24 protein-coding genes are annotated in these 24,995 nt (G+C 67.8%); 22 read left to right on the plus strand and 2 right to left on the minus strand.

Annotation, left to right across the window (positions count from 1 at the left end):
- Window positions 1–141 precede the first annotated feature (141 nt).
- From AB0C66_RS17300 to fabG, 9 genes are all read left to right on the plus strand, one after another.
- Window positions 142–2,283, plus strand: coding sequence for an acetate--CoA ligase family protein (locus AB0C66_RS17300; RefSeq protein ID WP_362438478.1), 2,142 nt, complete (start codon window positions 142–144; stop codon window positions 2,281–2,283).
- On the plus strand, window positions 2,277–2,768 hold the full coding sequence (locus AB0C66_RS17305; RefSeq protein WP_362438481.1) for a hypothetical protein: 492 nt from the start codon (window positions 2,277–2,279) through the stop codon (window positions 2,766–2,768). The genes AB0C66_RS17300 and AB0C66_RS17305 overlap by 7 nt, the downstream gene beginning before the upstream one ends.
- On the plus strand, window positions 2,765–3,676 hold the full coding sequence (locus AB0C66_RS17310; RefSeq protein ID WP_362438484.1) for an amino acid ABC transporter permease: 912 nt from the start codon (window positions 2,765–2,767) through the stop codon (window positions 3,674–3,676). Before AB0C66_RS17305 ends, AB0C66_RS17310 begins: the two co-directional genes overlap by 4 nt.
- Entirely contained in the window at window positions 3,673–4,458 is a 786-nt protein-coding gene (locus AB0C66_RS17315; protein ID WP_362438487.1) for an amino acid ABC transporter ATP-binding protein, read from the plus strand. Before AB0C66_RS17310 ends, AB0C66_RS17315 begins: the two co-directional genes overlap by 4 nt.
- A 70-nt stretch (window positions 4,459–4,528) precedes the next feature.
- Entirely contained in the window at window positions 4,529–5,407 is an 879-nt protein-coding gene (locus AB0C66_RS17320) for an ABC transporter substrate-binding protein (RefSeq protein WP_362438490.1), read from the plus strand.
- A gap of 157 nt (window positions 5,408–5,564) precedes the next feature.
- Complete coding sequence (locus AB0C66_RS17325; protein ID WP_362438493.1) at window positions 5,565–6,722, plus strand: acetyl-CoA acetyltransferase; 1,158 nt, start codon at window positions 5,565–5,567, stop codon at window positions 6,720–6,722.
- Window positions 6,719–7,138, plus strand: a complete 420-nt coding sequence (locus AB0C66_RS17330) for an OB-fold domain-containing protein (RefSeq protein ID WP_362438496.1) — start codon at window positions 6,719–6,721, stop codon at window positions 7,136–7,138. Before AB0C66_RS17325 ends, AB0C66_RS17330 begins: the two co-directional genes overlap by 4 nt.
- Window positions 7,139–7,228: 90 nt before the next feature.
- On the plus strand, window positions 7,229–7,690 hold the full coding sequence (locus tag AB0C66_RS17335) for a MaoC/PaaZ C-terminal domain-containing protein (protein WP_362438499.1): 462 nt from the start codon (window positions 7,229–7,231) through the stop codon (window positions 7,688–7,690).
- Between the two features lie 104 nt (window positions 7,691–7,794).
- Complete coding sequence (gene fabG, locus AB0C66_RS17340) at window positions 7,795–8,505, plus strand: 3-oxoacyl-ACP reductase FabG (protein WP_362438502.1); 711 nt, start codon at window positions 7,795–7,797, stop codon at window positions 8,503–8,505.
- 189 nt (window positions 8,506–8,694) lie between these two features.
- Here the strand turns inward: fabG and AB0C66_RS17345 are convergent, their stop codons facing one another.
- Together AB0C66_RS17345 and AB0C66_RS17350 are read right to left on the minus strand one after the other, a co-directional pair.
- Entirely contained in the window at window positions 8,695–9,930 is a 1,236-nt protein-coding gene (locus AB0C66_RS17345; protein WP_362438505.1) for an amidohydrolase family protein, read from the minus strand.
- Between the two features lie 67 nt (window positions 9,931–9,997).
- On the minus strand, window positions 9,998–11,482 hold the full coding sequence (locus tag AB0C66_RS17350; protein ID WP_362438508.1) for an ABC transporter substrate-binding protein: 1,485 nt from the start codon (window positions 11,480–11,482) through the stop codon (window positions 9,998–10,000).
- Between the two features lie 726 nt (window positions 11,483–12,208).
- On the opposite strand from AB0C66_RS17350, the gene AB0C66_RS17355 reads away from it, so the two are divergent.
- From AB0C66_RS17355 to AB0C66_RS17415, 13 genes are all read left to right on the plus strand, one after another.
- Complete coding sequence (locus AB0C66_RS17355) at window positions 12,209–12,790, plus strand: AAA family ATPase (protein WP_362438511.1); 582 nt, start codon at window positions 12,209–12,211, stop codon at window positions 12,788–12,790.
- A 217-nt stretch (window positions 12,791–13,007) separates the two neighbouring features.
- Window positions 13,008–14,306, plus strand: a complete 1,299-nt coding sequence (locus AB0C66_RS17360; protein ID WP_362438514.1) for an extracellular solute-binding protein — start codon at window positions 13,008–13,010, stop codon at window positions 14,304–14,306.
- Window positions 14,303–15,262 carry a sugar ABC transporter permease gene (locus tag AB0C66_RS17365; RefSeq protein ID WP_362438517.1) on the plus strand — a complete coding sequence of 320 codons (960 nt, stop codon included), beginning with the start codon at window positions 14,303–14,305 and terminating at the stop codon, window positions 15,260–15,262. The genes AB0C66_RS17360 and AB0C66_RS17365 overlap by 4 nt, the downstream gene beginning before the upstream one ends.
- Before the next feature lie 10 nt (window positions 15,263–15,272).
- A complete protein-coding gene (locus tag AB0C66_RS17370) occupies window positions 15,273–16,088 on the plus strand; it encodes a carbohydrate ABC transporter permease (protein WP_362438520.1) in 816 nt (271 codons plus the stop codon).
- A gap of 3 nt (window positions 16,089–16,091) precedes the next feature.
- On the plus strand, window positions 16,092–17,555 hold the full coding sequence (locus AB0C66_RS17375) for an aldehyde dehydrogenase family protein (RefSeq protein ID WP_362438523.1): 1,464 nt from the start codon (window positions 16,092–16,094) through the stop codon (window positions 17,553–17,555).
- Window positions 17,546–18,298, plus strand: coding sequence for a sulfite exporter TauE/SafE family protein (locus AB0C66_RS17380; RefSeq protein ID WP_362438526.1), 753 nt, complete (start codon window positions 17,546–17,548; stop codon window positions 18,296–18,298). The genes AB0C66_RS17375 and AB0C66_RS17380 overlap by 10 nt, the downstream gene beginning before the upstream one ends.
- A gap of 109 nt (window positions 18,299–18,407) precedes the next feature.
- On the plus strand, window positions 18,408–19,328 hold the full coding sequence (locus AB0C66_RS17385; RefSeq protein WP_362438528.1) for a dihydrodipicolinate synthase family protein: 921 nt from the start codon (window positions 18,408–18,410) through the stop codon (window positions 19,326–19,328).
- Complete coding sequence (locus AB0C66_RS17390; RefSeq protein ID WP_362438531.1) at window positions 19,325–20,476, plus strand: mandelate racemase/muconate lactonizing enzyme family protein; 1,152 nt, start codon at window positions 19,325–19,327, stop codon at window positions 20,474–20,476. Before AB0C66_RS17385 ends, AB0C66_RS17390 begins: the two co-directional genes overlap by 4 nt.
- A gap of 2 nt (window positions 20,477–20,478) precedes the next feature.
- Window positions 20,479–21,366: an MBL fold metallo-hydrolase gene (locus AB0C66_RS17395; protein ID WP_362438534.1), complete on the plus strand. Its 888-nt coding sequence runs from the start codon at window positions 20,479–20,481 to the stop codon at window positions 21,364–21,366.
- Entirely contained in the window at window positions 21,363–22,424 is a 1,062-nt protein-coding gene (locus AB0C66_RS17400; protein WP_362438537.1) for a hypothetical protein, read from the plus strand. Before AB0C66_RS17395 ends, AB0C66_RS17400 begins: the two co-directional genes overlap by 4 nt.
- Window positions 22,417–23,190, plus strand: coding sequence for an SDR family NAD(P)-dependent oxidoreductase (locus tag AB0C66_RS17405; RefSeq protein WP_362438539.1), 774 nt, complete (start codon window positions 22,417–22,419; stop codon window positions 23,188–23,190). Before AB0C66_RS17400 ends, AB0C66_RS17405 begins: the two co-directional genes overlap by 8 nt.
- A 41-nt stretch (window positions 23,191–23,231) precedes the next feature.
- On the plus strand, window positions 23,232–24,365 hold the full coding sequence (locus AB0C66_RS17410) for a Gfo/Idh/MocA family oxidoreductase (protein WP_362438541.1): 1,134 nt from the start codon (window positions 23,232–23,234) through the stop codon (window positions 24,363–24,365).
- 80 nt (window positions 24,366–24,445) lie between these two features.
- Window positions 24,446–24,994 carry a hypothetical protein gene (locus AB0C66_RS17415; protein WP_362438544.1) on the plus strand — a complete coding sequence of 183 codons (549 nt, stop codon included), beginning with the start codon at window positions 24,446–24,448 and terminating at the stop codon, window positions 24,992–24,994.
- Window position 24,995: the final 1 nt, after the last annotated feature.

Raw genomic sequence — 24,995 nt, forward strand, 5'->3', positions numbered from 1 at the left:
GAGGGTGGGCACCACCACGTCACAGATCGAATGCGATGCGACCGCGAAACACTCACTCGACCAACGTTTCGTTCTCTGTACTCAAACTATGCGACCGAATAGGTATTGACGAGGCGCCTGGACGGTCGTAGCGTCGCCGCCATGCCGACGAACTCCAACACCGTCAGTGCCCGAAAGAGCGTGCTGTCGTCGTTGTTCGCTCCCAAGACCGTCGCGGTGGTGGGAGCGTCGAACGACGCGACGAAGATGGGCGGGCTGTACTTCCAGCACCTGCTCCAGTCGTTCGAGGGCACCAGCTATCCGATCTCTCGCAGTGGCGGGCTCGTGCAGGGCGTGGCGTCCTATCCGTCGCTCACCGCACTTCCCGAGGTGCCGGACGTCGTCTTCGTCGCCGTGCCGGCCACCGCCGCGGCGGCCGTGACACGGGAAGCGGCCGACCTGGGCGTCCCGGTGGTGGTCCTGCACACCGCCGGCTTCGCCGAGGTCGACCGGGCCGGTGAGCTCGCCGAGCGTGAGCTCACCGAGTACGCGCGGGCTCGCGGGACCCGGGTGGTCGGGCCCAACTCGATGGGTGTCTACGGAGGTGCGACCGGGGCCAATCTGCTCGGCCTGTCCGTGCGGCCGGGCGGCGTGGCCTTCATCTCGGCCAGCGGTTCGCTCATCGAATCGATCGCGCCGAAGCTGCGCGCCGCCGGACTCGGGTTCCGCAATGTGGTCGGCTTCGAGAACCAGGCGGACATCGAGATCCACGAGTACGTGGAGTACTGCGCGAGCGACCCCGGAGTCGAGGTGATCGCCGTCTACCTGGAGGGGATCAAGAACGGAAACGGACGGCGCTTCGTCGACGCCCTCGACACCGCGGCGCGCGGCAAACCCGTCCTCGTCCTGCGCGGGGCCCAGACCGGCGCGGGGCAGCGGTCCGCGGTGTCCCACACCGCCGCGATCGTCTCGCCGTCGATGATCTATGAGGGACTGCTCGCCCAGGCCGGTGTCATCGAGGTCGAGGACGAGTCACAGCTCATGCCGCTGATCGAGGCACTGTCGATCGCGCCCCGCGCCGGCAACGACCGGGTCGCGATCGTCGGCAATGGCGGCGGTTTCGCCACGCTGACAGCCGACGCGGTCGAGCGGGCGGGACTGCGGGTCCCGGAGTTCTCCGCGGACGTCCAGACGGCCCTGCGCGCGGCCCTGAACCCGCTGGCCGCGGTCGGCAATCCGGTCGACGCGGTCATCGACAACGACGGGGACGGTTCGCTGTGGGCCGACCTGGTCGAGATCATTCTTCGGGACGACATCGGAGCCGTGCTGAAGTTCGGTCTCTACAAGGACGAATCGCAATCGCGCGATATCTCCTCGATCGTCGGTGAAGCGCGAGCCCTCGGCCGGGTCAGCAAGGCGACGAAGACCCCGGTCCTCGTCTACTCGCCGTATGGCGACGCCGATGACGCCATCGTGCGGGCCTTCTTGGACGAGGGCATTCCGGTGGTGCGCGCCCCACGGATCGCCGGTCGGGTACTGGCGGCGAACGCGGTCATGGGAGCGGTGAGCGCCGCCGAGGGAGTCGGCACGAGCCGCTCCGAGAAGCCGGACGCCCATCACCACGACGGAGGGGCGACAGCCCTACCCGAGTTCGAGAGCCTGGCGATGGTCGAACGCCTGGGGCTGCGGGTTCCCGCCCGCCAGTTCCTGACCGCCCGCGAGCTGAGGAGTGGCGAACCGACCGACCTCACGTTCACCGCTCCCGAGGTCGTCCTCAAGGTCGCCATCGACGGTATTCACCACAAGTCCGAGATCGGCGGGGTGCGCACCGGCGTGCCCGGTGACCAGGCGTGGGCCGCCGCGCGCGCGATGCTCGAGAGATTCCTCCCGAGCGAGAACTACGAGGTCAGCGGCGTCATCGCCATGGAGCAGGTGACGGCGGACGGGCCCGAACTCCTCCTCGGCGCGCGGCGGGACCCTGCCGTGGGTCCGGTCATCACCGTGGGTGCCGGTGGTGTGCTGGCCGAGCTGATGCGCGATGTCCACACATTCGCGGCTCCGCTCACCGAGACCGAGGCCAGCGCCCTCCTCAACTCCCTGCGGATCGCGCCTCTGCTCCACGGCTACCGGGGCTCGCCCGGCGTGGACGTCGCCGCGCTCGCGGCCCGGATCGCCGCCTTCAGCCGGGTGTTCGCCGAGGAACGCACCGTGCGTGAGGTCGAAGTCAACCCGCTGATGACGGGCCCGGAGGGGTTCTGGGCCGTCGACGCCATCGTTAGCCGAGAGGACCACGTCACATGCTGAGCACACATGACGTCACCCATGAGAACATCCCCGACCTGCTCGGCAGGGTGATCGAGAGTCCGTACCTCACCATCGACACCCGGCTTCGGACTCTGTTCGAAGAAGCCACCATGATCGATGAGTTCATGACCCCCGAGGACCGGAAGCTGTACCCCGAAGGGCTACTCGAAGGCTTCCACCTGCTCGGACTGCTGGATCACTTCATCAGCAAGTACATCAACTGGGACAAGAGCTCGACCTACGGGCTGAACTACGGCCTGGACCGGGTCCGCTTCGTCTCTCCCATGCAGGCCGGCCGACCGCTGCGCTTCCGCACGACCGTCACCGCGGTGGAGCCGAAGCACAACGGCCACCTGATCCGGTTCGATTGCGTTCTCGAGCACGAGGACGCCGACCGGCCCGGGATGACCGCCAGCTGGCTCTGCTACCAGCTGCCGACGGCCGAGCCGCCCCTCGACGCGACCGGCGAGAGCGACACACGGTGACCTCCCTCGCCGAAAGGCTCCGCCACGGCCCGGCGGAACAACTTCCTCCGATCGCCGCCCGGCGGCACTCCTGGCGGACCGGCTTCGCCGTGTTCCTGCTGGTCGCCGCGGGCTGGTCGCTGTACCTGCTCTCCCAGAACCAGCGGTTCGGCTGGGACGTCGTCGGTACCTACCTGTTCGCCGGATCCGTGCTGGACGGCCTGGTCCTCACCTTGTGGCTGACGGTGGTCTCGATGGTGATCGGCATTCTGCTCGGTGTGGTGCTGGCGGTGATGCGCGGTTCGGAGAACTCCGTCATCTCGGGCCTGGCCTCGGTCTACATCTGGTTCTTCCGCGGTGTGCCGCTGCTGGTCCAGCTCGTGTTCTGGTACAACCTCGCCGCGCTGTTCCCGACGATCGGGGTGGGCGTGCCCGGCGTCTTCTCGGTGGTGGATCTGAACACGAACGCCCTGATCACCCCGGTGGCGGCAGCCATCATCGGCCTGGGCCTCAACGAGGCGGCCTTCATGAGTGAGATCGTCCGCGCCGGTATGCGCTCGGTCGCCCAGGGGCAGGTCGAGGCGGCACGTTCGCTGGGCATGCCACCCCACCTGGTGCTGCGCCGGATCGTGTTGCCACAGGCGATGCGGCTCATCATCCCGCCGACCGCGAACGAGATCGTGAACATGCTCAAGACCACCTCGCTGGTGAGCGTCCTCGCGGTCGCCGACCTCATGTACTCGGTCCAGCAGATCTACGCCAGCAACTTCCAGACCATTCCGCTGCTCCTCGTGGCGAGCATCTGGTATCTGGTGCTGACCTCGGTGCTCAGCGTCGGACAGTACTTCCTGGAGAAGCGCTACTCGAAGGGCGAAGAGGTCCGTAAGCCGCGACTCGTCCGTCGACGAGCCGAAGGAGTGTCCGGATGACAATCTCGACGGTGCCCCCGGACACGGTCGTCCGGGTCTGCGGGATCCATAAGCGGTTCGGTTCCCAGAAGGTCTTGAGCGGGGTCAGTCTCTCGGTTGAGCGCGGGGAGGTCGTCTGTGTGCTCGGGCCGTCGGGGTCCGGAAAATCGACGCTCCTGCGCTGCGTCAACCACCTGGAAAGGGTCGACGACGGCATCGTCGTCGTCGGTGACCACACGATCGGATACGAGGAATCGGGCGGTGTACTGCGCGAGTTGAGCGAGCGCAGGGTCTGTGAGCAGCGCACCTCGGTCGGAATGGTGTTCCAGCGCTTCAACCTCTTCTCGCATATGACGGTCTTGGAAAACGTCGTGGAAGCGCCGGTGCGCGTCCACAAGCGCAACCGGTCCGTTGTCGAACGGGAGGCCGTCGCGTTGCTGCGACGCGTCGGGCTGGAGCAGAAGACGGCCGCCTACCCGGAACAGCTCTCCGGCGGCCAGCAGCAACGCGTCGCCATCGCGCGGACCCTCGCGATGCAGCCGGAGGTGGTGCTGTTCGACGAGCCCACCTCCGCACTCGATCCCGAACTCGTCGGTGAGGTACTCAGCGTCATGCGCGATCTCGCCACCGACGGCCTGACGATGATCGTCGTCACCCACGAGATCGGATTCGCCCGCGAGGTCGCCGACCGCGTCGTGTTCATGGACGGCGGCATCGTGGTCGAGGAAGGCCCTCCGGCCGAAGTCCTCGACAGGCCGCGCAAGGAGCGCACCAAGGCGTTTCTCTCCCATGTCCTCCACTGAACCGCGGTCCCGCGGCCGCGACACCTCGCGCGTCACCCCGGAAACCAGGAGCCGAACCATGGCCCGATTCATGAAGTATCTTCCTCTCGCCCTGCTCGCCACGACGACGCTGAGCGCGTGCAACTCGGATGTCGTGGCTGACGATTCCGGCCCGAAGGGCAATCCGAAGGTCGTGGCCCTGCTACCGGCAGACATCGCCAAGAGCAAGACCCTGCGTGTGATGACCGATCCGACCTACCCGCCGCTGGAGTCCATCGACGCCTCGGGGAAGATGATCGGCTCCGACATCGACCTCATGAACGCGGTGGCCAAGGAAATGGGCGTCACGGCCGACTGGAAACGCGGCTCGTTCGCCGGGATCATCCCCGGCCTGTCCGCGGGACGGTTCCACGCGTCAATCGCCGGCATGTACATCACCGAGGACAAGTTCACCTCGGTCACCATGGTGCGGTACGCCAAGGCGTTCGACCAGATGATGGTCCCGGCGAACTACAAGGGCCCGGAGCTCAACTCGTACGCGGCGCTGTGCGGGAAGAGGGTCACCATCCAGCAAGGGGCCACCGAGATTCCCTTGCTCAAGGACGCGTCGAAGAAGTGCACCTCCGGTGGCAAGTCCGCGATCGAGGTCCGGACATTCGAAAACGCGAACAACGCACTGCTCGCGGTGACGAGCGGCCGGGCCGACACCGCGCTCGTGACCAATGTGAACGCCGACTATGTCGTCGGAAAGCTGAAGGCGGACCTGAAGGTCCACGGCACTCTGCCCGGAGAGTTCCCGATGGGCATCACGGTGTCCAAGGAGTCGGGGAAGCTGGCCAAGGCGATCTCGACGGCCCTTCAGGAAGTGAAGAAGTCCGGCGAGTACAACAAGATCATGGAGAAGTGGGAGCTCGGCGACTCCACCGTGACCTCCTTCCCGGTGAACCCGAAATCCACGCTCTCCGAGTAACCGGTCCCTGTAACCGGTCCCTCGGCCCGTCGCGCCCCCGCCCCGTCCACCTCCGCTCGATGAGCGACGGGTGATCGCGACTCGGCGCATCGATACACCGATCATCCATGCGCCCGCGTGTCGCGGAGGCGCCCACTGACGAAGGGTAGGGACGACCATGTCGCAAGACCGCACACTGCGCGGTGTTGCCGCCATCACCGGAATCGCCGAGGAGGTGTCCCCCACGGGGGAGCTCGACACCTGGGGCAGGGCGCTCGAAGCCCGGGTGATCAAGGCCGCGCTCGACGACGCGGGCCTGACACTCGCCGACATCGACGGCGTCGCACACACGGGGTCCTCTCTCGCGCTGGCGGAGTTCCTTGGCATCGCGCCGGTGTTCAGCGAAGCGACGTACAACGGTGGTTCCAGTTTCGAGCTCTACGTCGAGAAGGCGGCATCGGCGATCGCGGCCGGGCTCGCCGAGACCGTCCTCATCGTGTACGCGGCGACACCGCGTGGCGATCGTCGCCGCGGAAGCGGTGGCTGGGTCGATCCACCCGGCCCGAGGGACGAGTTCGAAGTGCCGTACGGGCTGGGTCTGATCGGCTCGTACGCCCTGGCGGCGGACCGGCACATGAGGACGTTCGGCACGACTCCGGAACAGCTCGCCGCCATCGCGGTGAACACCCGACGGTGGGCGGCGCTGAATCCGAGGGCCAAGCTGCGCGAACCGATCACGGTCGACGATGTCCTGGCCTCTCCGCCGATCTGTTCACCCCTGCACCTGCTGGACTGTTGCCTGTCCACGGACGGCGCGGGAGCGGTCGTGGTCACGTCCGCGGAACGCGCTCGCCACCTCAGGAAGCCGCCGGTGTACGTCCTGGGCGCGGCCACCTCGCACTCGCACAGCATGATCCATGCGATGCCGGACCTGACGGTGACCCCTGGCACGGTCTCGGGACCGCGCGCGTTCACGGCCGCGGGAATCGGTCACGCCGACGTCGACCTGCTGATGGCCTACGACTCCTTCACCATCACGGCGCTGCTCCATCTGGAGGATCTCGGCTTCTTCAAGAAGGGCGAGGCAGCGGGCTTCGTGGCGGAGGGCGGAACGGCTCCGGGCGGCTCGCTGCCGATGAACACCAACGGGGGCGGGCTCTGCTACACGCATCCCGGCATGTACGGGATCTTCCTCCTGACCGAGGCGGTCCGCCAGCTGCGCCGCGAGGCCGGTGATCGCCAGCTGAGCGCACCGGACATCGCCGTCGCCCATGGCACGGGCGAACATCTCTCCGCGACCTCGACGGTCGTCCTGGGCACGGAGGCCACGCTATGAGCCAGACCGACTACCTTCCGCCCGCCCGGCCGGCCACGGCGCCGTACTGGGAGGCCACCCGCTCGCGGGTGCTGGTGCTCCAGCGCTGCCGGGCGTGCGGGCTGCTGATCCACCACCCGAGAGAAGCCTGCCCGAACTGCCTCGGGCAGGACTTCGCGTGGCAGGCGTCGACCGGCCGCGGCGTGGTGCACGCCGTCTCCGTGCACCACCGCCCCTTCGAGGTCATGGGCCCGGAGGAGTGTCCGTACGTCGTGGCCTTCGTCGAGCTCGACGAAGGTGTCCGCTTCCTGTCCAACATCGTCGGCGCGGACCGCCTCGCAGCCGCTGCCGGAGACCGGGTCCGGCTGGTATGGAAGCCGGTCGCCGAGGGCTACCACCTCCCCGTCTTCGCACGCGAAGACACCACGGACCAGTAAGCACTCCGTGCCGACTCACCGCGTCCGGGGCGGACCCGGACGCGGTGAGTCGGCCGTGGCTGTCTTCCTGATCACGAAAGGAGACCACACGTGGAAATCAAGGTTCCGCGCTACCTGGAGGACCTCCCCGCGGGAACGTCGTTCGGCACAGCCGGACGGACCGTCACGGAGGCGGATATCGTCACCTTCGCGGGTCTGGCCGGCGACTACGCGCCCATGCACGTCGACGACGCCTGGAGCCGGGCGAACCATCCGTTCGGCTCACGCTTCGCGCACGGAATGCTGGTCGCTTCCCTGTCATACGCGCTCCGCACCCCGATGCTCGACCATCTCCATGTGGTCGCCTGGTTGCAGACCACCCGGCGCTTCGTGGCGCCGGTCAGGCCCGGAGACACGGTCAGCGCGACCTGGACGGTCGCCGAGGCACGCGAGCGCGCCTCCGACCACCGTACGGGCGTCATCACCGCCGACATCGCGGTCCTCAACCAGGAGGGCGTCGCGGTCCAGCAGGGCACCGACGTCTGGCTGGTCGAGCGGCGGCCGGAGGACTGACGATGACTGACAGCCATGCGGACAAAGACATGACCGTCGGGGCTTCCGGGCCACCACCGTTCCGGCGAGCGGGGCGGGAATCCGGCGGACGTCGGGCGGCCCTCGTGACCGGAGCGGGATCGGGTATCGGTCTCGCCGTCGCCCGGCGGCTCGTCTCGGACGGGTGGACCGTGCTCCTCGCCGACCGGGACGTCGCCGCCGCCGAGGCCGCGAACGCACACATCGGCGGTTCGGCGACCGAGTCCCGCGCGGTGGCACTCGACGTGTCCCGGCGGGCCGATTGGGACCGGGCCGTCCAGGACGTCCGTGACCGGGAGGCCAGGCTCGACCTCCTGGTGAACAACGCCGGCATCACCCGCGACCGGACGGTCGAGAAACTCACGGACGCGGACTGGCACCAGGTCATCGACGTGCATCTGACCGGAACGTGGCTGGGATGTCAGGCGTTCCTGCCGCTGTTGCGCGAGTCGAAGGGGGCGCTCGTCAACCTGTCCTCCATGGGCCGGCACGGATCCTTCGGCCAGGCCAACTACAGCGCGGCCAAGGCGGGTGTGGTCGGGCTGACCCGCACCATCGCTCTCGAGCAGGCCCGCCACGGTGTTCGCGCGAACGCCGTGGCACCTGGTGCGGTGGACACACCCATGCTCGCCGCGGTTCCCGAGAAGGTGGTGAACGGCTGGCTCGAAGAGATCCCCCTCCGCCGACTCGCTCAGCCCGCGGAAGTCGCCGCGGTGGTCGCCTTCCTGGGGTCCGCGGAGTCGTCCTACATCACCGGGCAGGTCATCGCCGCGGACGGCGGCGCGACACCTCCGTGAGGCGGGCGGCGGAGGCGAGCGGGGTTGCCGTGCGAGCCCTGCTGGGGCGCGCCACAAAGCTCATGTGCGACACGTCAGTGACCGTTGACCCCACCGACGAAGCGCCCCTGGTGCCCCACCCATGGGGACACCGGGGGCTTCGTCGGCGGGCCCGACTGCCTCTTTCGAACCGGACCGACTCGGCTCCTCTCAGCCCCCCGCCGTCAGATCGTTCCGCACGATCCGGCCGCCCTTCATCACGAAGCGCACGTCCGTGAAGGCTGATACGTCGGTGCTGGTTCCGCTCACGGCGATCAGGTCGGCGTACTTGCCCGGCGTGATCGAGCCGACCCGGTCCTCCCAGCCCATGCATTCGGCACTGCTGAGGGTGGCCGTCCGGATGGCCTGAAGCGGGGTCATGCCGTACGCGCACATGGTGGCGAGCTGCCGGGCCTGAAGGCCGTGCGGGAAGCATCCGGCGTCGGAGCCGAAGCCGATCTTGACTCCCGCCCGCACCGCCTTGGCGAACGCCTTGCGCTGTGCGTCGGTGGCGTGGTCGTTCTTGGCCCGGGCCTCGGCGTCGTACTCCGCGGCCTCCGCGTTCTCCCTCAGCCAGTCGCTCCACCAGATGTCGGCGGACAGATAGGTGCCGTGGTCCAGCATCAGCTGGATGCCCTCATCGTCGAGATAACAGCCGTGCTCGATGGAGCGCACACCGGCTCGGATCGCCATCTTGATGCCCTCGACGCCATGCGCGTGGGCGGCGACATGGGCCCCGTAGTGGGATGCCTCCTCCACCGCGGCCCGCATCTGTGCCTCGGTGAGCTCAGGGGCGCCGGGTATGGTGCCGGCGGCCATCACCGCGCCCGTGGCCATCAACTTGATCAGATCCGCACCGCCGTGCAGGATCTCCCGGACCCGTTCCCGCATATCGTCCACACCGCGCACCGATCCGAAGCGGTACGCGCGGGGCAGTTCGACGTCATGAGCCAAACCCGTGATCATGCCGCCGCCGGTGGAGGCGGTCACGAAGGCACCGGCGACAGCCATGCGGGGGCCGACGACAATGCCGGCGTTGATCGCGTTTCGCAGCGCGACATCCACGAACGCGCGGTACGCCCCGAGGTCCCTGACGGTGGTGAAACCGGCCCGCAACGTGTCGTGGGCATGTGTGATCGACGCGAACGCCTGCTGGGCGGCGTCCTCTTTGAGCTCCTGCACGGCGTCCCCGCACGCCGCGATCCCGATCAGATGGCTGTGCAGATCGATCAGGCCGGGACTGAGGGTCACCTCGCCCAGATCCAGCACCTCCATGCCCTCGGGGACGGGCGCGGCACCGGGCTGTACCGCGCCGATGCGCTCATCCTCAATCAGCACGGTGCGGTCGGTCAGTACCTCACCCGCCTCGACATCGATCAGCCGAGCGCAACGCAACGCGAGGGCCATCAGTTTCCTCTCCTTCTCAGGTGGTTGATCGGAGGCCGGTCGGTTCCCGGCACCGGGGGAGTGCCCCTCATTTCAGCCACATCCGGTCGTAGTAGCTGCCGGTCTCCCCGCGCGCCTGATAGTTGTGCAGGTGCGGTGAGCGCGCGGCGAGGAAGTTCATATTGCCGACGAAGATCGCGGCGGCGTCGTGGACGAGTTCTTCCTCGACTTCGGCGAGCAGTGAATTCGACGCTTCGAGGGCGGACGCCTTGCGCGCTTTGGCGGTGAGTTGGTCCACACGCGCGTTCTTGTAGCCGACGTAGTTGTAGGTAGCCGTCGAGGTGAAGTTGGAGGAGGCCAGTTCGTAGGCGCTGTTCAGACCGATGTACAGCCGCGACCCGTAGAGGTCGCCCTCGCCCTTGGACGTCGCGAGGTCGAACGCGGACTGACCCATGCCGTCCAGGGTGATGTCCACGTCCACTGCGGCCAGTTGCTGCTGGAGAACCTGTGCGAGAAGGGGCCAGGGGTCCTGACTGCCGTGCAGGAACCTCAGTCGGAGCCGTCCGACCCCTGCCTGCTTGAGGAGAGCGCGAGCGCGGTCCGGGTCGTAGGTGTAGGGACGTGCCGTCCGTCGGTACTGGTCGAGGCGCTTGGGAAACGGGCAGCCCCAGGGATCGGAGAGACCGAAGGTCAGACGCATCAGCTGTTCCCGGTCGATCGCCCAGTTCAGGGCCTGCCGCACGCGTCGGTCGCGAAGTTCCTTCCGCTTGAGGTTCATCGAGATCCACTGTGTGCCCCGGATCGGCACCGGCTTGACGAACCGCTCGCGCAGATCCGCGTCGGCGTTGAACCTGGCCGCCTGGCTGGCCACAAGTCCCTCGCCCAGTACGTCGACCCGGCCGCCGAGAAGCTGAAGCGACTGAAGCGGGTAGTCGATCCCCCAGCGGAACTCCAAGGTGTCGATGAGCGGAGTGCCGCGCCAGAAGTAGTCGTCGAACCGTTTGAAGACGGCTCGTTGGGCCGTGGCGTCGTAGCTGACGATACGCATCGGGCCATTGCCGACCGGGGTCCGACGGAACGCGGACCCCAAGCGTCGGATTTCCTCACCGGGCAGCGCGACCGTGTATGGCTGACACAGCACGGCGGTCAGCAGGACGTCAGGTTCCTTGAGCCGGATGACCAGAGTGTGGGGGTCCGGAGCTTCAAGTCCCCGGATATTCTTCGCCTTCTTCTTGTAGACGTCTTCGGCACCTTCGATCCCGAAGAGATAACTCGACGCCCAGGACGCCAACTCGGGGTCCATCAGGCGGGTCCATGAGTCGATGTAGTCCTGGGCGGTCACATGTCTGCCGTTGTGGAAGCGGACGTTTCGGCGCAGCGGGATCCTGTACACCGTGCCGCGCTCGGTCACCGTGGGCATGGCCGCCGCGGCGTTCGGGGCAGGGCCCCCGGACTGCCCGTCGAAGGCGTAGAGGGGGGAGTAGAGAACCGTGGAAATGGCCTCCCAGCTGTGCAGATCCCAACCGATCGCCGGGTCGTAGGACTGTGCCTCTTCCGCCCACGCCGTGATCACGTGTCCGCGACGGCGGGCCCCCCTCGGGTCGCCCGGGCCGGGCCCCCATTGGGATACGTGGGCCGGCGGGCCGGGATCTGGGGGTTGCCGACCTCGGGTACATCCGCTCAGCAGCACAGCCGCTCCCGCGGATCCGGTGAGGACTCGTCGCCGGGTGGGTGGGTGAATTCCTGTCATAACCGTCCTCTCGTGAAACTCGCTGCGCGAAATGGACCGGACGACAGGAAGATCCACGGCGCCGGAGGCGAGCGGGGCCGGGCGGCGCTCGTGTAGTGGCTGGTTCCGAACGGTAGGTCGCTACTGTCTGGCCAGTCAATAGGCTGCTGACTTTAAAATCAGCTCGCACCGGAACCCCGGGTGGACTAGGGAAATGCCCTGGGGTGGATGCCGCGCACTCGTCGGATTCTGGAACGGTGCTGGACCCGCACCCGGCCCGGCGGGTGCGCGCCGACAATGCGCCGACAGGGCTCCGCCTCCCGCGGGAACCGAGCCCAGCTGCGACGCCGTGCCCGCAACGGGGAGCACGTACGATGTCGAACAACCTGGCTGTGAGCGCCAGGGTGCGACGTCTTCGACGTGGTGGGCATCTCCGGCATGTATGCCGTTTGAGGATCTGCTGCCCTGTATCGCCATCCCATCCCCAGGGCACCGCTGCTCCGACGCGTCCATGAGAGGCCCTGTCCGGGCCAGCGGGCCTGTCCCGACATGTACGAAGGGCTTTCGATCATGCGACGGTACGTTCTCACCGGCACACCGGGCGCGGGTAAGACATCGATCTTGCGGGGCCTGGCCGCGCTCGGCTTCGGAGTCGTGGACGAGGCGGCGACCGCGGTCATCGCACGGGCGCAGGCCCGGGGCGAGGGTGAGCCGTGGACGCGCGCGTCCTTCATCGATGAGGTAGTGACTCTGCAACGACAGCGACAGCGGCAGTCGGAGGCTGCGACTGAGGGTGTCCAGGTATTCGACCGGTCGCCGGTCTGCACCCTCGCGCTCGCCACGTACCTGGGGTGGCCCGTGTCCCCGGCGCTCGCTTCGGAGCTCGAGCGGATCACCTCCGAGGGGATCTACGAGCGGCAGGTGCTCTTCGTTCGCAATCTGGGGTTCTGCGAGCCCACCCCGGCCCGGCGGATCAGCTTCGAGGAGTCGCTGGTCTTCGAAAGGATCCATGAACAGAGCTACCGCGCGTTCGGCTACGACCTCGTCGACATCCCTGCCGACGACGTCGCCCGTCGTGTCGAGAAGGCGAGCTCAGCCCTCGGAGGCTCCGCCGAGCACGGGCACGCAGGGCGAACACCGTGGCAGTACTAGGGCGAATTCCTGGTTCGCCGCGGAGGCTCGTTCGGGAGAGTGAGGACAGCTTCACCCAGCTCCAGGGAGTGACCAGATGCTCGTTCTCCGTTCCCCTTCGGCCCGGGGCGACGTCCGGTCAGTGGTCAGACCTCTTGCCGGTGACTTATGGCGGTGTTACGGTGCGGATCCGGCGAAGGCATGCCACTCCTGAGGTGCCCAACGGAGAGGAAGAAGCATGAGCGCTATACCCGAAACCGGCCTGACGCGCAGACGTCTGGTCCAGCTGCTGGGCGGGGCGTCCGCGACCGCGGCGCTCGCCGCGTGTGCGGGGCCGGGATCGAGCGGGCGGCCGACGGCTTCGGGCGGGCCCAAGCCGCCTGCCACGGGCAAGGCCGAAGGCGCCGTCTCCTTCACCCACTTCCGCGGCGAAGACAAGCAGGCATTCGCAGAGCTGATCAACAAGTTTGAGAGACAGCACAAGGGCGTCACCGTCAACCAGGTGATCTCGACCTCGCAGAACTATCTGGACACCGCCATTCAGAAGGTCCGTGACGGTAGGTCGGGGGACACGCTGCCCGCGGTCCGCGGTGCGCAGTTCCACAGCTTCGTCGAGGCTGGGATCTTCACCGACCTCAGCGACACCAAGGCGGCCCGCTCCTACGTTCCCGATCGCATCACCGTGGGGCGGTCGAAGGGAAAGCAGCTTGGCTTCCCCTACCAGATACTCCTCCTGATGCCGGTCATCAACGAGGACGCGTTCGACAAGGCCGGCGCGACCATCACACCGCGCGACTGGGACGCCTTCCTGGACGTCTGCGACAAGCTCAAGTCCCGGGGATACACCCCGATTGCCTTCCCGGGCGGCGACCTGGGCAACTCGGCCCAGCTGTTCAACTCGCTCGTTCTCGGCGATGCGCCCGTGGACGACATGTGCGCCCGCATCAACGACGGCCGCATGAAGGTGACCGACGACTGGTTCCTGAAGGTCCTTCAGAAGTACAAGGAGCTCGGCCCGTACTTCCAGTCGAACTTCACCGGGACCTCCTATGAGTCGGCGCAGCAGATTTTCGCCTCCGAGAAGGCGGCCATGCTTTCCACCGGCACATACAGCATGGCTACGGTCCGGTCGCTCGGAGCCAAGTATCCGCTCAACATGATATTCCCGAAGACGGGGCCCAAAGTGGCGAAGAAAACGGGGGTGTACAACGCCACCTTCATCCTCGGAGTCAACGCCGCCGGCCGCAACCAGCCTGCCGCCTACGAGTGGCTGGAGTTCTTGTCCGATCCGGAGAACGCGCAGTTCTACGCGAACAAGACCGCTCAGTTCTCGAGCGTCGCGGGGGTTTCGTACGAGAACGCGGATCTGGAGAAGACCGCTGGGTTGCTGGAGGGGGCGGTGCTCGCTCCGCGGTTCCAGATGCTGAACAACGACATCGGCAACGCGGTCTTCGAACTGGCGGTCAAAGCGGCGAACGGGGCGAACATCGAGAAGGCGGCCGAGGAGACCCAGAACACGATCGACCAGAAGCTATGAGCACGACTCTCGGACCGCGTGAAGGCGTCGGCGTGAAGACGGTGCGTCCTCCCCACAGGTCGGGGAAGCGGCGGAGAAGCCCGATGCGGGTGCACTGGGCCATGTATCTCTTCCCTCTTCCCGCGGTCGCGCTCTCGGTAGTGTTCTTTTTCCTGCCGCTGTTGCAGTCGTTCCAGTACGCCCTCACCGACTGGAACGGGTACTCGCCGTCGTTCAACTATGTGGGCTTTGACAACTTCGTCAAGGCGCTGACCGGGGACTCACTGTTCACCAACGCCTTGGAGAACAACCTCAAGTTCCTGATCGTGGTCGTCGTCGTTCAGACGTTCTTCGCGCTTCTGCTGGCCTTGCTGCTGGTCAGGAACACACGGGGGAGTGTGGTCCTGCGGGCGCTGTTCTTCTTCCCGGCGATTCTCTCGTCGATCGCGGTGGGCTTCATATGGAAGTTTGTCTACGACCCGTCTTTCGGGATGGCCAACACGACACTGGAGAAGGTCGGGCTCGGCAGTCTGCAAGGAAGTTACCTCGGTGACCCGGGCAGCGCGATGGTCTGGGTGGCGATCGTCCAGGTCTGGTTCCATGCCGGCCAACTCATGACGGTCTTCATCGCCGGTCTTCAGCTGATTCCGCGTGAGCTCTATGAGGCCGCCGAGTTGGACGGCGCCGGGAGGTGGCAGCAGTTCAAGTCGGTCACCTGGCCGATGATCGCTCCCGCCACGGCAATTGTCGTAGCCTATACGACCATCCAGTGCTTCATGGCGTTCGATCTCATCCTCGGTATGGTCGGAAATCCGCCGAGCAATGCGCAGGACATTCTCTCGACGCGCATCTACTCGACCTTCGCTAATTCCGCATACGGCTATGCGGCTGCTCAGTCGATCATCTTCATGCTGCTGATCGGGATCGTCGTGGTCGTACAGCGCCGGATGCTCCGACTGACGCAGAAGGACACCTAGGAGGACCACTATGGGAGCAAGGCTGGGGCGCCGGGCGATCCTGCTCGTCTACGCACTTCTTATTCTCCTGCCGCTCGTCGTGGTCGTCTTCGGCAGCTTCAAGACGAGCACGCAGCTCTTCGGATCGCCCTTCGCGCCGCCGTCCGCACCCACCCTGCGGAACTACCGGAGCCTGTTCTCGAGCGCGAACATCGGTGTGCCGTTCATGAACAGCGTCATCGTGACGCTGACCGCGCTGGTGCTGACCTTGCTGACCGGCAGCCTCGCGGCGTATGGCGTCGCACGTATTCCGGGCTGGCGCGGGTGGGCGATCTACGGGTTCCTCGTGCTGGGGATGTCCGTGCCGGTGCAGGCGTCGATCGTGCCGCTCTACGTCCTCTTTCAGAATCTCAACCTGACGAACAGTCTCACGGGCCTCATCCTGATCGAGGTGGTCCGCTCGATTCCGGTCGCGGTGTTCATTCTGGGCGGGTTCATGCGGACACTCCCACGGGAGATGTACGAGGCGTCGGCTGTCGATGGTTCGGGGCCGTGGCGGACCTACGCGTCGGTGGTGATGCCGTTGTCGGCGCCATCCGTCGCCGCGACGGCGATCTTCATCTTCGTGATCATGTGGAACGACCTGCTCTACCCGCTGATGCTGACCACCGACCCGTCGGTGCAGACGCTGCCGTTGGCGTTGCTCAGCTTCCAGGGGGAGTACCAGACGAACTATCCCACTCTGTTCTCGGCGGTGATCATCGCGTCGCTGCCGGTGGTGATCGCCTATGTGTTCTTGCAGCGCTACTTCGTCGCCGGCCTGACCGCCGGCGCGACCAAGGGGTGACCGATGGAGCCGACCGATGTCGACGCCGGCCAGACCTCCGCAGTGGCCACGGCTGATCACCTGATCGACGGCCGCCGGGAAGCGGGGGAGCGGCGCCGGGAGGTGCGTGACCCCGGAGACGGCAGCCTGGTGGGCACCGTCGCCTGGGGCGGGGCGAGCGAGGCGGTCCGGGCGGTGGAGGCGGCTGAGCGCGCCTTCGCGGGATGGTCGGGCCGATCCGGACGTGAGCGAGGCGACATCCTGCGGGAGGCGGCGGACCTGCTGCGCTCGCGTATCCCGGAGTTGGCGCCGCTGTTGGCCCGGGAGGCGGGCAAGCGTCTGCCGGAGGCCGAGGGAGAGCTGGCGTTTTCCGCCGAGTACCTGCGGTGGTTCGCCGAGGAGGCGCGGCGGGTGCCGGGGTCTGTTCTGACCCCGGAATCGCCGGGCCGTCGGCATCTGGTGCTCTCCCGTCCCGCGGGAGTGGCCGTGAGCCTGACACCGTGGAACTTCCCGGTCTCCATCCAGGCCAGGAAGATCGCGCCGATGCTCGCCGCCGGCTGCACCGTCGTCGCCCGTGTCGCGGAGGGCACGCCGCTGGCCGTGACGGGGCTGTTCCGGGCTCTTGCGGACGCGGGTGTTCCGGCAGGTGCCCTCAATCTTGTGCACGGGCCGGCGCGTGAGACCACCGAGGCGCTGCTGTCCCAGCCGGCGGTGCGTGTCGTCAGCTTCACCGGTTCCACTCCCGTCGGCTCCGCCATCATGACCGCCGCGGCCCGCAGGATCATACGGCCGCTGCTGGAGCTCGGCGGCAACGCCCCGTTCGTCGTCTTCGCCGACGCCGATCTGGATGCCGCGATCGACGGAGCACTGCTCGGCCGTCTCCGTAACACCGGGCAGTCCTGTGTCGCCGCCAACCGGTTCCTCGTCCACTCCGCGGTCGCCGACGAATTCGCCCACCGCCTGGCCGAGCGCTTCGACGCTCTGTCGGTCGGTCATGGTGTCCCGCAGGGCGGGCCGGTGCCCGACCTCGGCCCGATGATTTCCGGCGAACGTGTTGCCGCGGTGAAGGGGTTGGTCGAGGCCGCGGTCGCCGACGGCGGGCAGGTGCTGACGAAGCGGACGGTGAGCCTTCGGGGGGCGTATCTCGCTCCCGTACTGGTCGACCACGTACCGGTGACCTCTCGCCTGTTCACCGAGGAGGTGTTCGGTCCGGCCGCCGGCGTGACCCGCTTCGAGGAGGACCACCAGGCGCTCACACTCGCCCGTGCCGGCGACTACGGCCTTGCTTCCTATCTCTACACCCGCGACGCGGAGCGGGCCTGGCGGTTCGCCGAGCAACTCGACAGCGGCATCCTGGGTATCAACGACCCGCTCCCCTCAGTGACGTTCGCTCCCATGGGCGGCACCATGCTTTCCGGGCTCGGCCGCGAAGGCGGAGCCGCCGGCATGGCCGAGTTTCTCGAGACGCGACATGTGGCATGGAGGTAGTCACCGTAGGACTGGTCCTGGTGACCGTCCTCGTCGGCGCCGGGATGCAGCGCGTCACCGGCATGGGCTTCGCCCTCGTCGCATCGCCGTTCATCGTCCTGCTGCTCGGAGCCGTCCATGGAGTGATCCTCCTCAACGGATGCGGGGTGGCGGTGTCGGGCATCCTTGCCGTGCGCTCCTTCCGCGATGTCGAATTGCGCAAGTACTGCATTCTCGTCCTCTCGGCCGCTCTCGGTGTGCTTCCCGGGGCGCTCATCGTCACCGCGGTCTCGGAGTCGTGGCTCGAGGTTGTTGTCGGAATGCTGATCCTGGTCGGCATCGGCTCCTCGCTGGTCCTCACTTCCCGGGTGTCGCCGGACCGCGTGATCCCGCTCGGGATCGCCGGACTCTTCAGCGGGCTGATGAATGTCACCGCCGGGGTCGGCGGGCCGCCGCTGGGTGTCTACGGCGCGCTGACCCGCTGGGACCACCGCTCGTTCGCGGCGACGATGCAGCCGGTGTTCTTCACCGTCGGCTGTATCTCGCTCATCGTCAAACTGTCGCTCTCCGGGGCGCCCGGCGAGCCGTTCCCACCGCCGGTGTGGATCGGAGTGATCGCGGTCGCCGTGGTCGGGATGATGGCCGGCGGGGTGGTGGAAAGACGATTGACGCCCACCGCTGCCCGAGCGCTTCTCCTCGGGCTGGCGGTTCTCGGCGCGCTCACCGTCCTCATCCGCGGCGTATGGGAACTGGCGCTCCGATGACCGAGGGGACGGCTGTCTGCTTTCGCACAGAGGTCTGTGGTCAGACCTCTTGCCGCACTGATGTGCCCGATGTAGCGTCAAACCTGTTGACAGGTGAACGGAGTACCTGATGACCCGCCCCCTTCCCGATGGATCGCTCGCAGCGGTGCTCACCCCGCTCACCGCGTCCGGCACCGTCGACCGCGCCGCTCTGGACCGCCTCATCCGCTGGATCGCGGAGGGCGGTGTATCGGGGCTCGTCGTCCTGGGATCCTCCGGAGAGGTCGCGGCGCTCGATCCGGCTCAGCGCCGTGAAGTCGTCACCGTCGCCGTCGAGACCGCGCACACGCGGGGATTGCCGGTCATCGTCGGCGTGGCCAATCCGTGCCAGGCAGGCGCGCTGGAAGACATCACCGCCGCGGGAGCCCTCGGTGCCGACGCGGTACTCGTCGCCCCGCCGTACTACGCGCCCCTCGACCAGCTGTCGGTCCGCCGTTTCTACGACGCCGTCGGGGCCCGCGCCGAGCTCCCGGTGCTCGGATACCACATCCCCGCGTTCACCGGCGTACCGCTGGACCCTGCCACCGTCGCCGCGCTCGCGGCGGACGGCATCCTCGCAGGGGTGAAGGATTCCAACCGGGACCTGGAGTACTTCCAGCAGATGCTCGCGATCGGGGCGGGCCTCACCCGCCCCTGGAGTGTCTATACCGGCACCGACTCGTTGCTGCTGCCGGCGCTCACACTCGGCGCCACCGGAGGGATCACCCTCGCCGCGAACATCGTCCCCTCCTGGACGGCTCGGCTGGCCGTACTGGCACAGGCAGGCGAGATCGCGGCCGCGGCTGACGTGCAAACCCGCCTCACCGATCTCATCCTCACCCTCCGCCGCGGCCCGTTCCCGGCCGGAGGGAAAGCGGCCCTCAGCGTTCTGGGCCTCGCCGGACCCGGTCTCGTCGCGCCTGCTGCGGGACTCGACGAAAAGGAGACAGCAATCTTGGCGGCAGAACTGACCCGCATAGGCGTGACTCCTGACGCGGAGGTGGCCTCGTGACCGCCCCCGGACCGCGGGTGTCCACCCGGCCCGGCATGGTCGCCGCGTCGATCGCCGCCGTCGACGTCTACCCGGTGACCGTCCCGCGCCGCGGGGTCTACGCGTTGCAGCGGGGCAACTCCGCGGTGGACTCGTGGTTCGCCCTGGTGCGCGTCACCGCCGACGACGGCACCTACGGCTGGGGCGAATGCGTCACCCGCGTGAAGTCCATGCACCACATCGCCACCGACCACCTGCGGGGTCGGCTGATCGGGCACGACGTATGCGACATCGAGGGCTACCACCGCGTCGTGGACGAAGAGGAGATGCTCGCGATCGAGCGCCTCTGGCACTGGAACCCGATCCGCGCCGCGATCGAGATGGCGCTCTTCGACATCCAGGGCAAACTGCTCCGCGTCTCCCTCGGCGATCTGCTCGGCGGAGCACGGCGCACGCGCATACCGACGGTCAAGAACATCGGCATCGGCTCCCCCGAGTCGGCCGCCGACATAGCCCGCCGGTACACCGACGAGGGCTACACACTGGTCAAAGCCCGTGTCGGCGGTGACCCGGCCGTCGACGAGGCGCGGCTTGCCGCCATCCGCGACGCCATCCCCGACGACGTCCGCATCCGCATCGACGCCAACCAGGCATGGTCGTGGAAGGAAGCCCTGAGGCTCATCGGCCGCTACAGCGCCTACGGTCTGGAGGCCGTTGAGCAACCCTGTGACTTCTGGGACGTCTCCTCCAACGCGCGCGTCACCGCGGAATCACCGGTGCCGATCATCTCCGACGAGGGATTCGTCAGCGCTTCCGAGGCACAACTGCTGCTCACCGGAGGCGGTGCTGACGTGCTCCACGCCTACCTCGGCAAGTGCGGCGGTATCTCGCCGGTCATGGCGATCTCCACGCTCGCCTCCTCCTTCGGCGCCGTCCTGACGATGGGGGAGCGCGTGCCGCTCGGCGTCTCGGAGGCCGCGCATCTGCACGTCGCCTCGGTCCTCCCCAGCCTGGCGTACCCCTGCGCGCTCGCCTACGACCTCAACGAGGACGACCTCCTCATCGACAGCCCGGCGCGCTCCGGCGGTCACCTCGACGTCCCCCAGGGCCCCGGTCTCGGTGTGGACGTCGACCTCGACAAGGTCGCCTTCTACGCGAGAAAGGACTGACCATGGCCGTCCTCGAACGCATCGACGCCGTCATGGGCGCGACGAAACCGCTCTTCCAGCACATCGTGCGCGGCGACGACCTCTGGCTGTGGATCGACGCCGGGATCGCCGAAACCCCCGATCAGTGGATCCTCCCAGCCCTGGCCGACCGCGGTCTCACACCACCGGCCCGCAACCTCCTCGTCCTGACGCACGTGGACGTCGACCACTTCGGCGGCCTGTCCCGGCTGAGCGCCGCGCTCCCCAACCTCACCGTGATCGGCCACGCCGCCGACGCCCGACTGCTCCACGACCACGACGAGCTGATGCGCATCCGCTACGACGCCTTCGGCGAAGGCGGTCTGCCGCTGCCACACGAGCGAGTCGATCAGCTGCGCGACCGGGCGGGCGCCCCCGTCCCGGCCGACATCTCGCTCACCGAGGAGGCTCGGGTCCACGTCGGTGACGAGGAGTGGCACATCCTGCACCTCCCCGGCCACACGGCCGGGCACCTGGCGGTCTGGAACCCGGCTTCGCGGGTGTTGATCGCCGGAGACGCCGTGATGGGCCGGGGAGTACGAGACGGGGACGGTCGGTTGCAGCCGCCGCATGTCATCGACGCACCCGCTTACCGCGCCACCATCGAGCGCATCCGCGCTCTCGCCCCGGCCGAACTGCGGCTCAGCCACGAGGAAGTTCTCACCGGCCCGGCCGTGCGGACATTCCTCGACGACAGCCTCGCCGCACTCGAAGCCATAGGGCGGGCCGTCGCCGCCGCGCGCGCAGGGGGAGTGCGGCGCCTCGCCGACCTGTGCACGGCCGTGGCCTCCTCCACCGGAGGCTGGCCCGACGCCCCACCCGTGGCGTTCGCGCCCACCGTTGAGGCCCTGGTGTCGGAGGCGGACGGATGAGTCAACATCACCCCGTCGCCGCCGAGGAGTACCGGGACCACCGCGCGTTCGTCGGGCCGGACCGCCAGCTCTGGGAGAACAACGGCTGGAGCGTCCGTGGCCGGGACGACGGTACCGACTACCTGCTGTGGACCTCGCCCTATCTGATCCAGGGACTTGCTGGTCAGAGCTACCGCCCTGGACGGCTGGCGCTGAACCAGACGCTGTTGATCACCCATCCCGCCCAGGCGCCGGACGAGCTCGTCGACAACGACTTCCTCGCCGTCGGCTGGGATCCCGACGACTACCGCGCGTGGGACGACCTCGACGTCACGATCGAGGACGATACGGCCCGATGGTCGCTGGGCGGCCGGACCATGACGGCCGCTCCGCCCCAGTGGCGTATCGACGGCCGTCATGCCGGAGTCGAGACCGACCTCGCGCTGACGGCTCGCTCGGAACCGCAGTGGTTCACCGATCCACAGGAGGGTCTCGACCGCCGCGCCGACCGCTGGTGGATCGCGAACGGTGAGGTCGACGGTGTGATCCGGACGAGTGGCGGCACACTGACCGTCGTCGGCGCGCACGGCGTGCACGAACGGCACATTCACTGCGGCCTGGTGCACGACCCGATCAGTCTCCTGGAGGGCGAGGGGATCGTGTGGTTCACGGTCACCAGCCCGGAACTGTCGGGATACGTCATGGCCCGGCCCAGCCGTGGCGCGTCCTGGGCCCAGTTCGATGTCGACGGCCGCACGGTGGAGCGGGCCGGAGAAGGCATCTCCACCGCCACGACGCGAACGTGGACCGACCCGAAGACGCGCATGGTGGTCGGCCAGACATGGCACGTCGAGGTCGAGCACGACACCACGAGGCTCCAGCTCGACGTGCAAGCCCGCGCCCGCGCCTACTACAGCTGGGACTTCCTCAGCCAGGGACGCACCATCCTCTACTGGTGGCTCTGCACGGCGAACGTGACCATCGAGGACGAGCAAGGGGTACGAAAGCTGGCGGGACTGCCTGCCGAGGCGCATCTGAACAGGACGTACTACCGCAGACACGGAGCCTTCGATGGCTGAGACACCACTCGCCGGCCGTCCCTCCAAGCGCGCCCTGATCACCGGCGCCGCCGCAGGAGTCGGCAGGGCGACCGCGATCCGCCTCGCCGAAGACGGCTACTCGATCGCCCTCAACGATCTCGACGCCGCCCGGCTCACCGGGCTCGCCGACCAACTCCGGAGCTCCGGCACCCACGTCCTGGTCCTCCCGGCCGACCTCGCCGACGACACCATGGTCGCGGCCATGTTCGACACCCTCGCGGACCGCTGGGGAACACTCGACGTGCTGGTGAACAACGCGGCACGCTACGACCACCACGGGCCGGCCACCGACCTCACCGATGACCAGTGGCGCGACATCCTCGACGTCAACCTGCTCGGCACCGTCCGGGTCTCCCGCCGCGCCGTCCGGCTGATGCGCCGCCCCGGCACGGGACGCATCGTGAACCTCACCGCCCTCCAGCTCCACCAGCCGCTGTGGGGCTGGGGAGCGTATGCCGCCTCCAAAGCGGCACTGCAAACCCTGACCCGGTCGATGGCCATCGAACTCGGCTCCGACGGCATCCGGGTGAACGCCGTCGAACCCGGAGCCATCGCCACCGTCGGCTCCCCCGACTCCGCGCGGGGGACCGGCCACAGCCTCCTCGAACGCCTCGGCCGCCCCGAGGAAGTCGCCGACGTGATCGCGTTCCTGGCCTCCGACGCCGCCTCCTTCATCACCGGCACCACGATCCGGGTCGACGGAGGACGCTCCCTCCTTCCCCGGACGAACTTCCAGGCCACATGACAGGCGCGCACCCCGCAGCACGCCACCACGAAAGGAAACCCATGCCCGCCCCAACACTGCGAACCGCCGTCGTCGGCCTCCTCCAGGGCCTCGAGAACGTCTACTCCACCCTCCACCACCCCCGCTACACCCTCTCCGCGCTCTGCGACGTCAGCCGACGCCCGTGGGAATGGCTCACCGGTGAACGGAAGATCGAGGACGAGGGACCCGAGGCGGCGATCTTCCCCCATCACATCCAGTGGGTGAAGCGGTCAGCGGCCCATCCCGACTTCGCCGCCGTGGAGTTCACCTCCGACTACGACGCCCTGCTCACCCGGGAGGACATCGACGCCGTCATCCTGGTGCTCCCGGACGTGCTGCACCGCGAGTACGCCGTCAAGGCGCTCGAGGCGGGCAAGTTCGTACTCTCCACCAAGCCGATGGCCGCCACCGTCGAAGACGCCTTCGAGATCGCCGCCGCGGCCCGGAAGCACACCAACCACTTCATGCTCGGCTTCCAGCTCACCTACAGCCCGTTCACCACCACCGTGCTGGACATCATCGCGAGCGGTGAGATCGGCGCGCCCAGGGTCGTGCGCTTCGACTACCACCGGGGCCCGTGGCGCCCGGTCCACCGCCGGAAGTACGACGAGGTCGACGGCGCCATGCGTAAGGAAGGCGGCCACTGGCTGGACCTCTTCTACCGCCTGAGCGGGCAGCTGCCGTGGCGCGCGATCTCCGGGTTCGGCGCACTCGACAAGCCGGAGAACGACTTCGAGTTCGAGGACAACGGCATACTCGCCATCGACTACGACGGCTTCCGGGCCGCGCACTCCTTCACCTACTTCCGGGACCCGCTCGGCGAGAAGGAGGACTTCCTGCTGGTCGGCGAGAAGGGCCTGATCCGAGGCGACCTCGAGCGGTTCACCGTCGACACCGACGCTGGCGCCCGCGAGGTCGTCGTCCCGTCCAAGGCCCTCCCCGAGCTCTACCACACCGGCTACTACGAGATGCACGACGAGTTCGCGGCCATGGCGCTCGACGGCCGCGAGCCCTACACCAGTTGGCAGACCGGCCTGGAGAACACGCTCACCAGCTACGCCGCCCAGATCGCCGTCGCCGAGGGCCGGACGGTACAGCGCGGCGAGCTGGCCGACATCGACTGGCGCCAGCGCTTCTCCGACACCAAGGCGTGAAGGTGCCAGGCGATCACGCCATCGTCCCGGCCCGCTGGGGCAGCGTTCCCCGCGGGCCGGGCGACCGGCGGTGGCGGGCCGTGCGGAGCCGCCAGCTGCTGAACGCGCGCACGCCGATCCATCCCGTACACGCCACGTCCGTTCGCTTCGCCGACGACGGCGCCGCTCTGTGGGCGTTCTTCGACTGCGCGGCCACGGATCTGCGCGCGACGATGACGCGGTACAAGGACAAAGTGTGGACGGAGGGCGCGGTCGAGATATTCCTCCGTCCATCGGACGCGACGTGGCTGGCGGAATTCCAGCTCAGCCCCATCGGCACGCGGCGCGATCTACGCGTCGAGGATCCGGGCGGCGGGGCACAGACCTACGACGACACCTGGAGCTGTGCCGGCTTCGAGGGGTGGACCACTTTGCGTAGATCGGAGCGCGGCGACCTGACCGGGTGGCAGGCACTCATGCGCATCCCTTGGGACTCCGTATCGCCGGCTCCACGGTCCGACGGCTGGACGATCGGGGCGTTTCGCTGGGAGTACAGCCCGCTCGAATTCAGCGGTCTGGCAATGCATCCCGACCTGGATGCGCACGACGCTCACTTCCTCGTGCCGCTCTCACGCGAGGACGGAGGATGAG

Source organism: Streptomyces sp. NPDC048636, from assembly GCF_040650655.1.
Classification (GTDB): domain Bacteria; phylum Actinomycetota; class Actinomycetes; order Streptomycetales; family Streptomycetaceae; genus Streptomyces.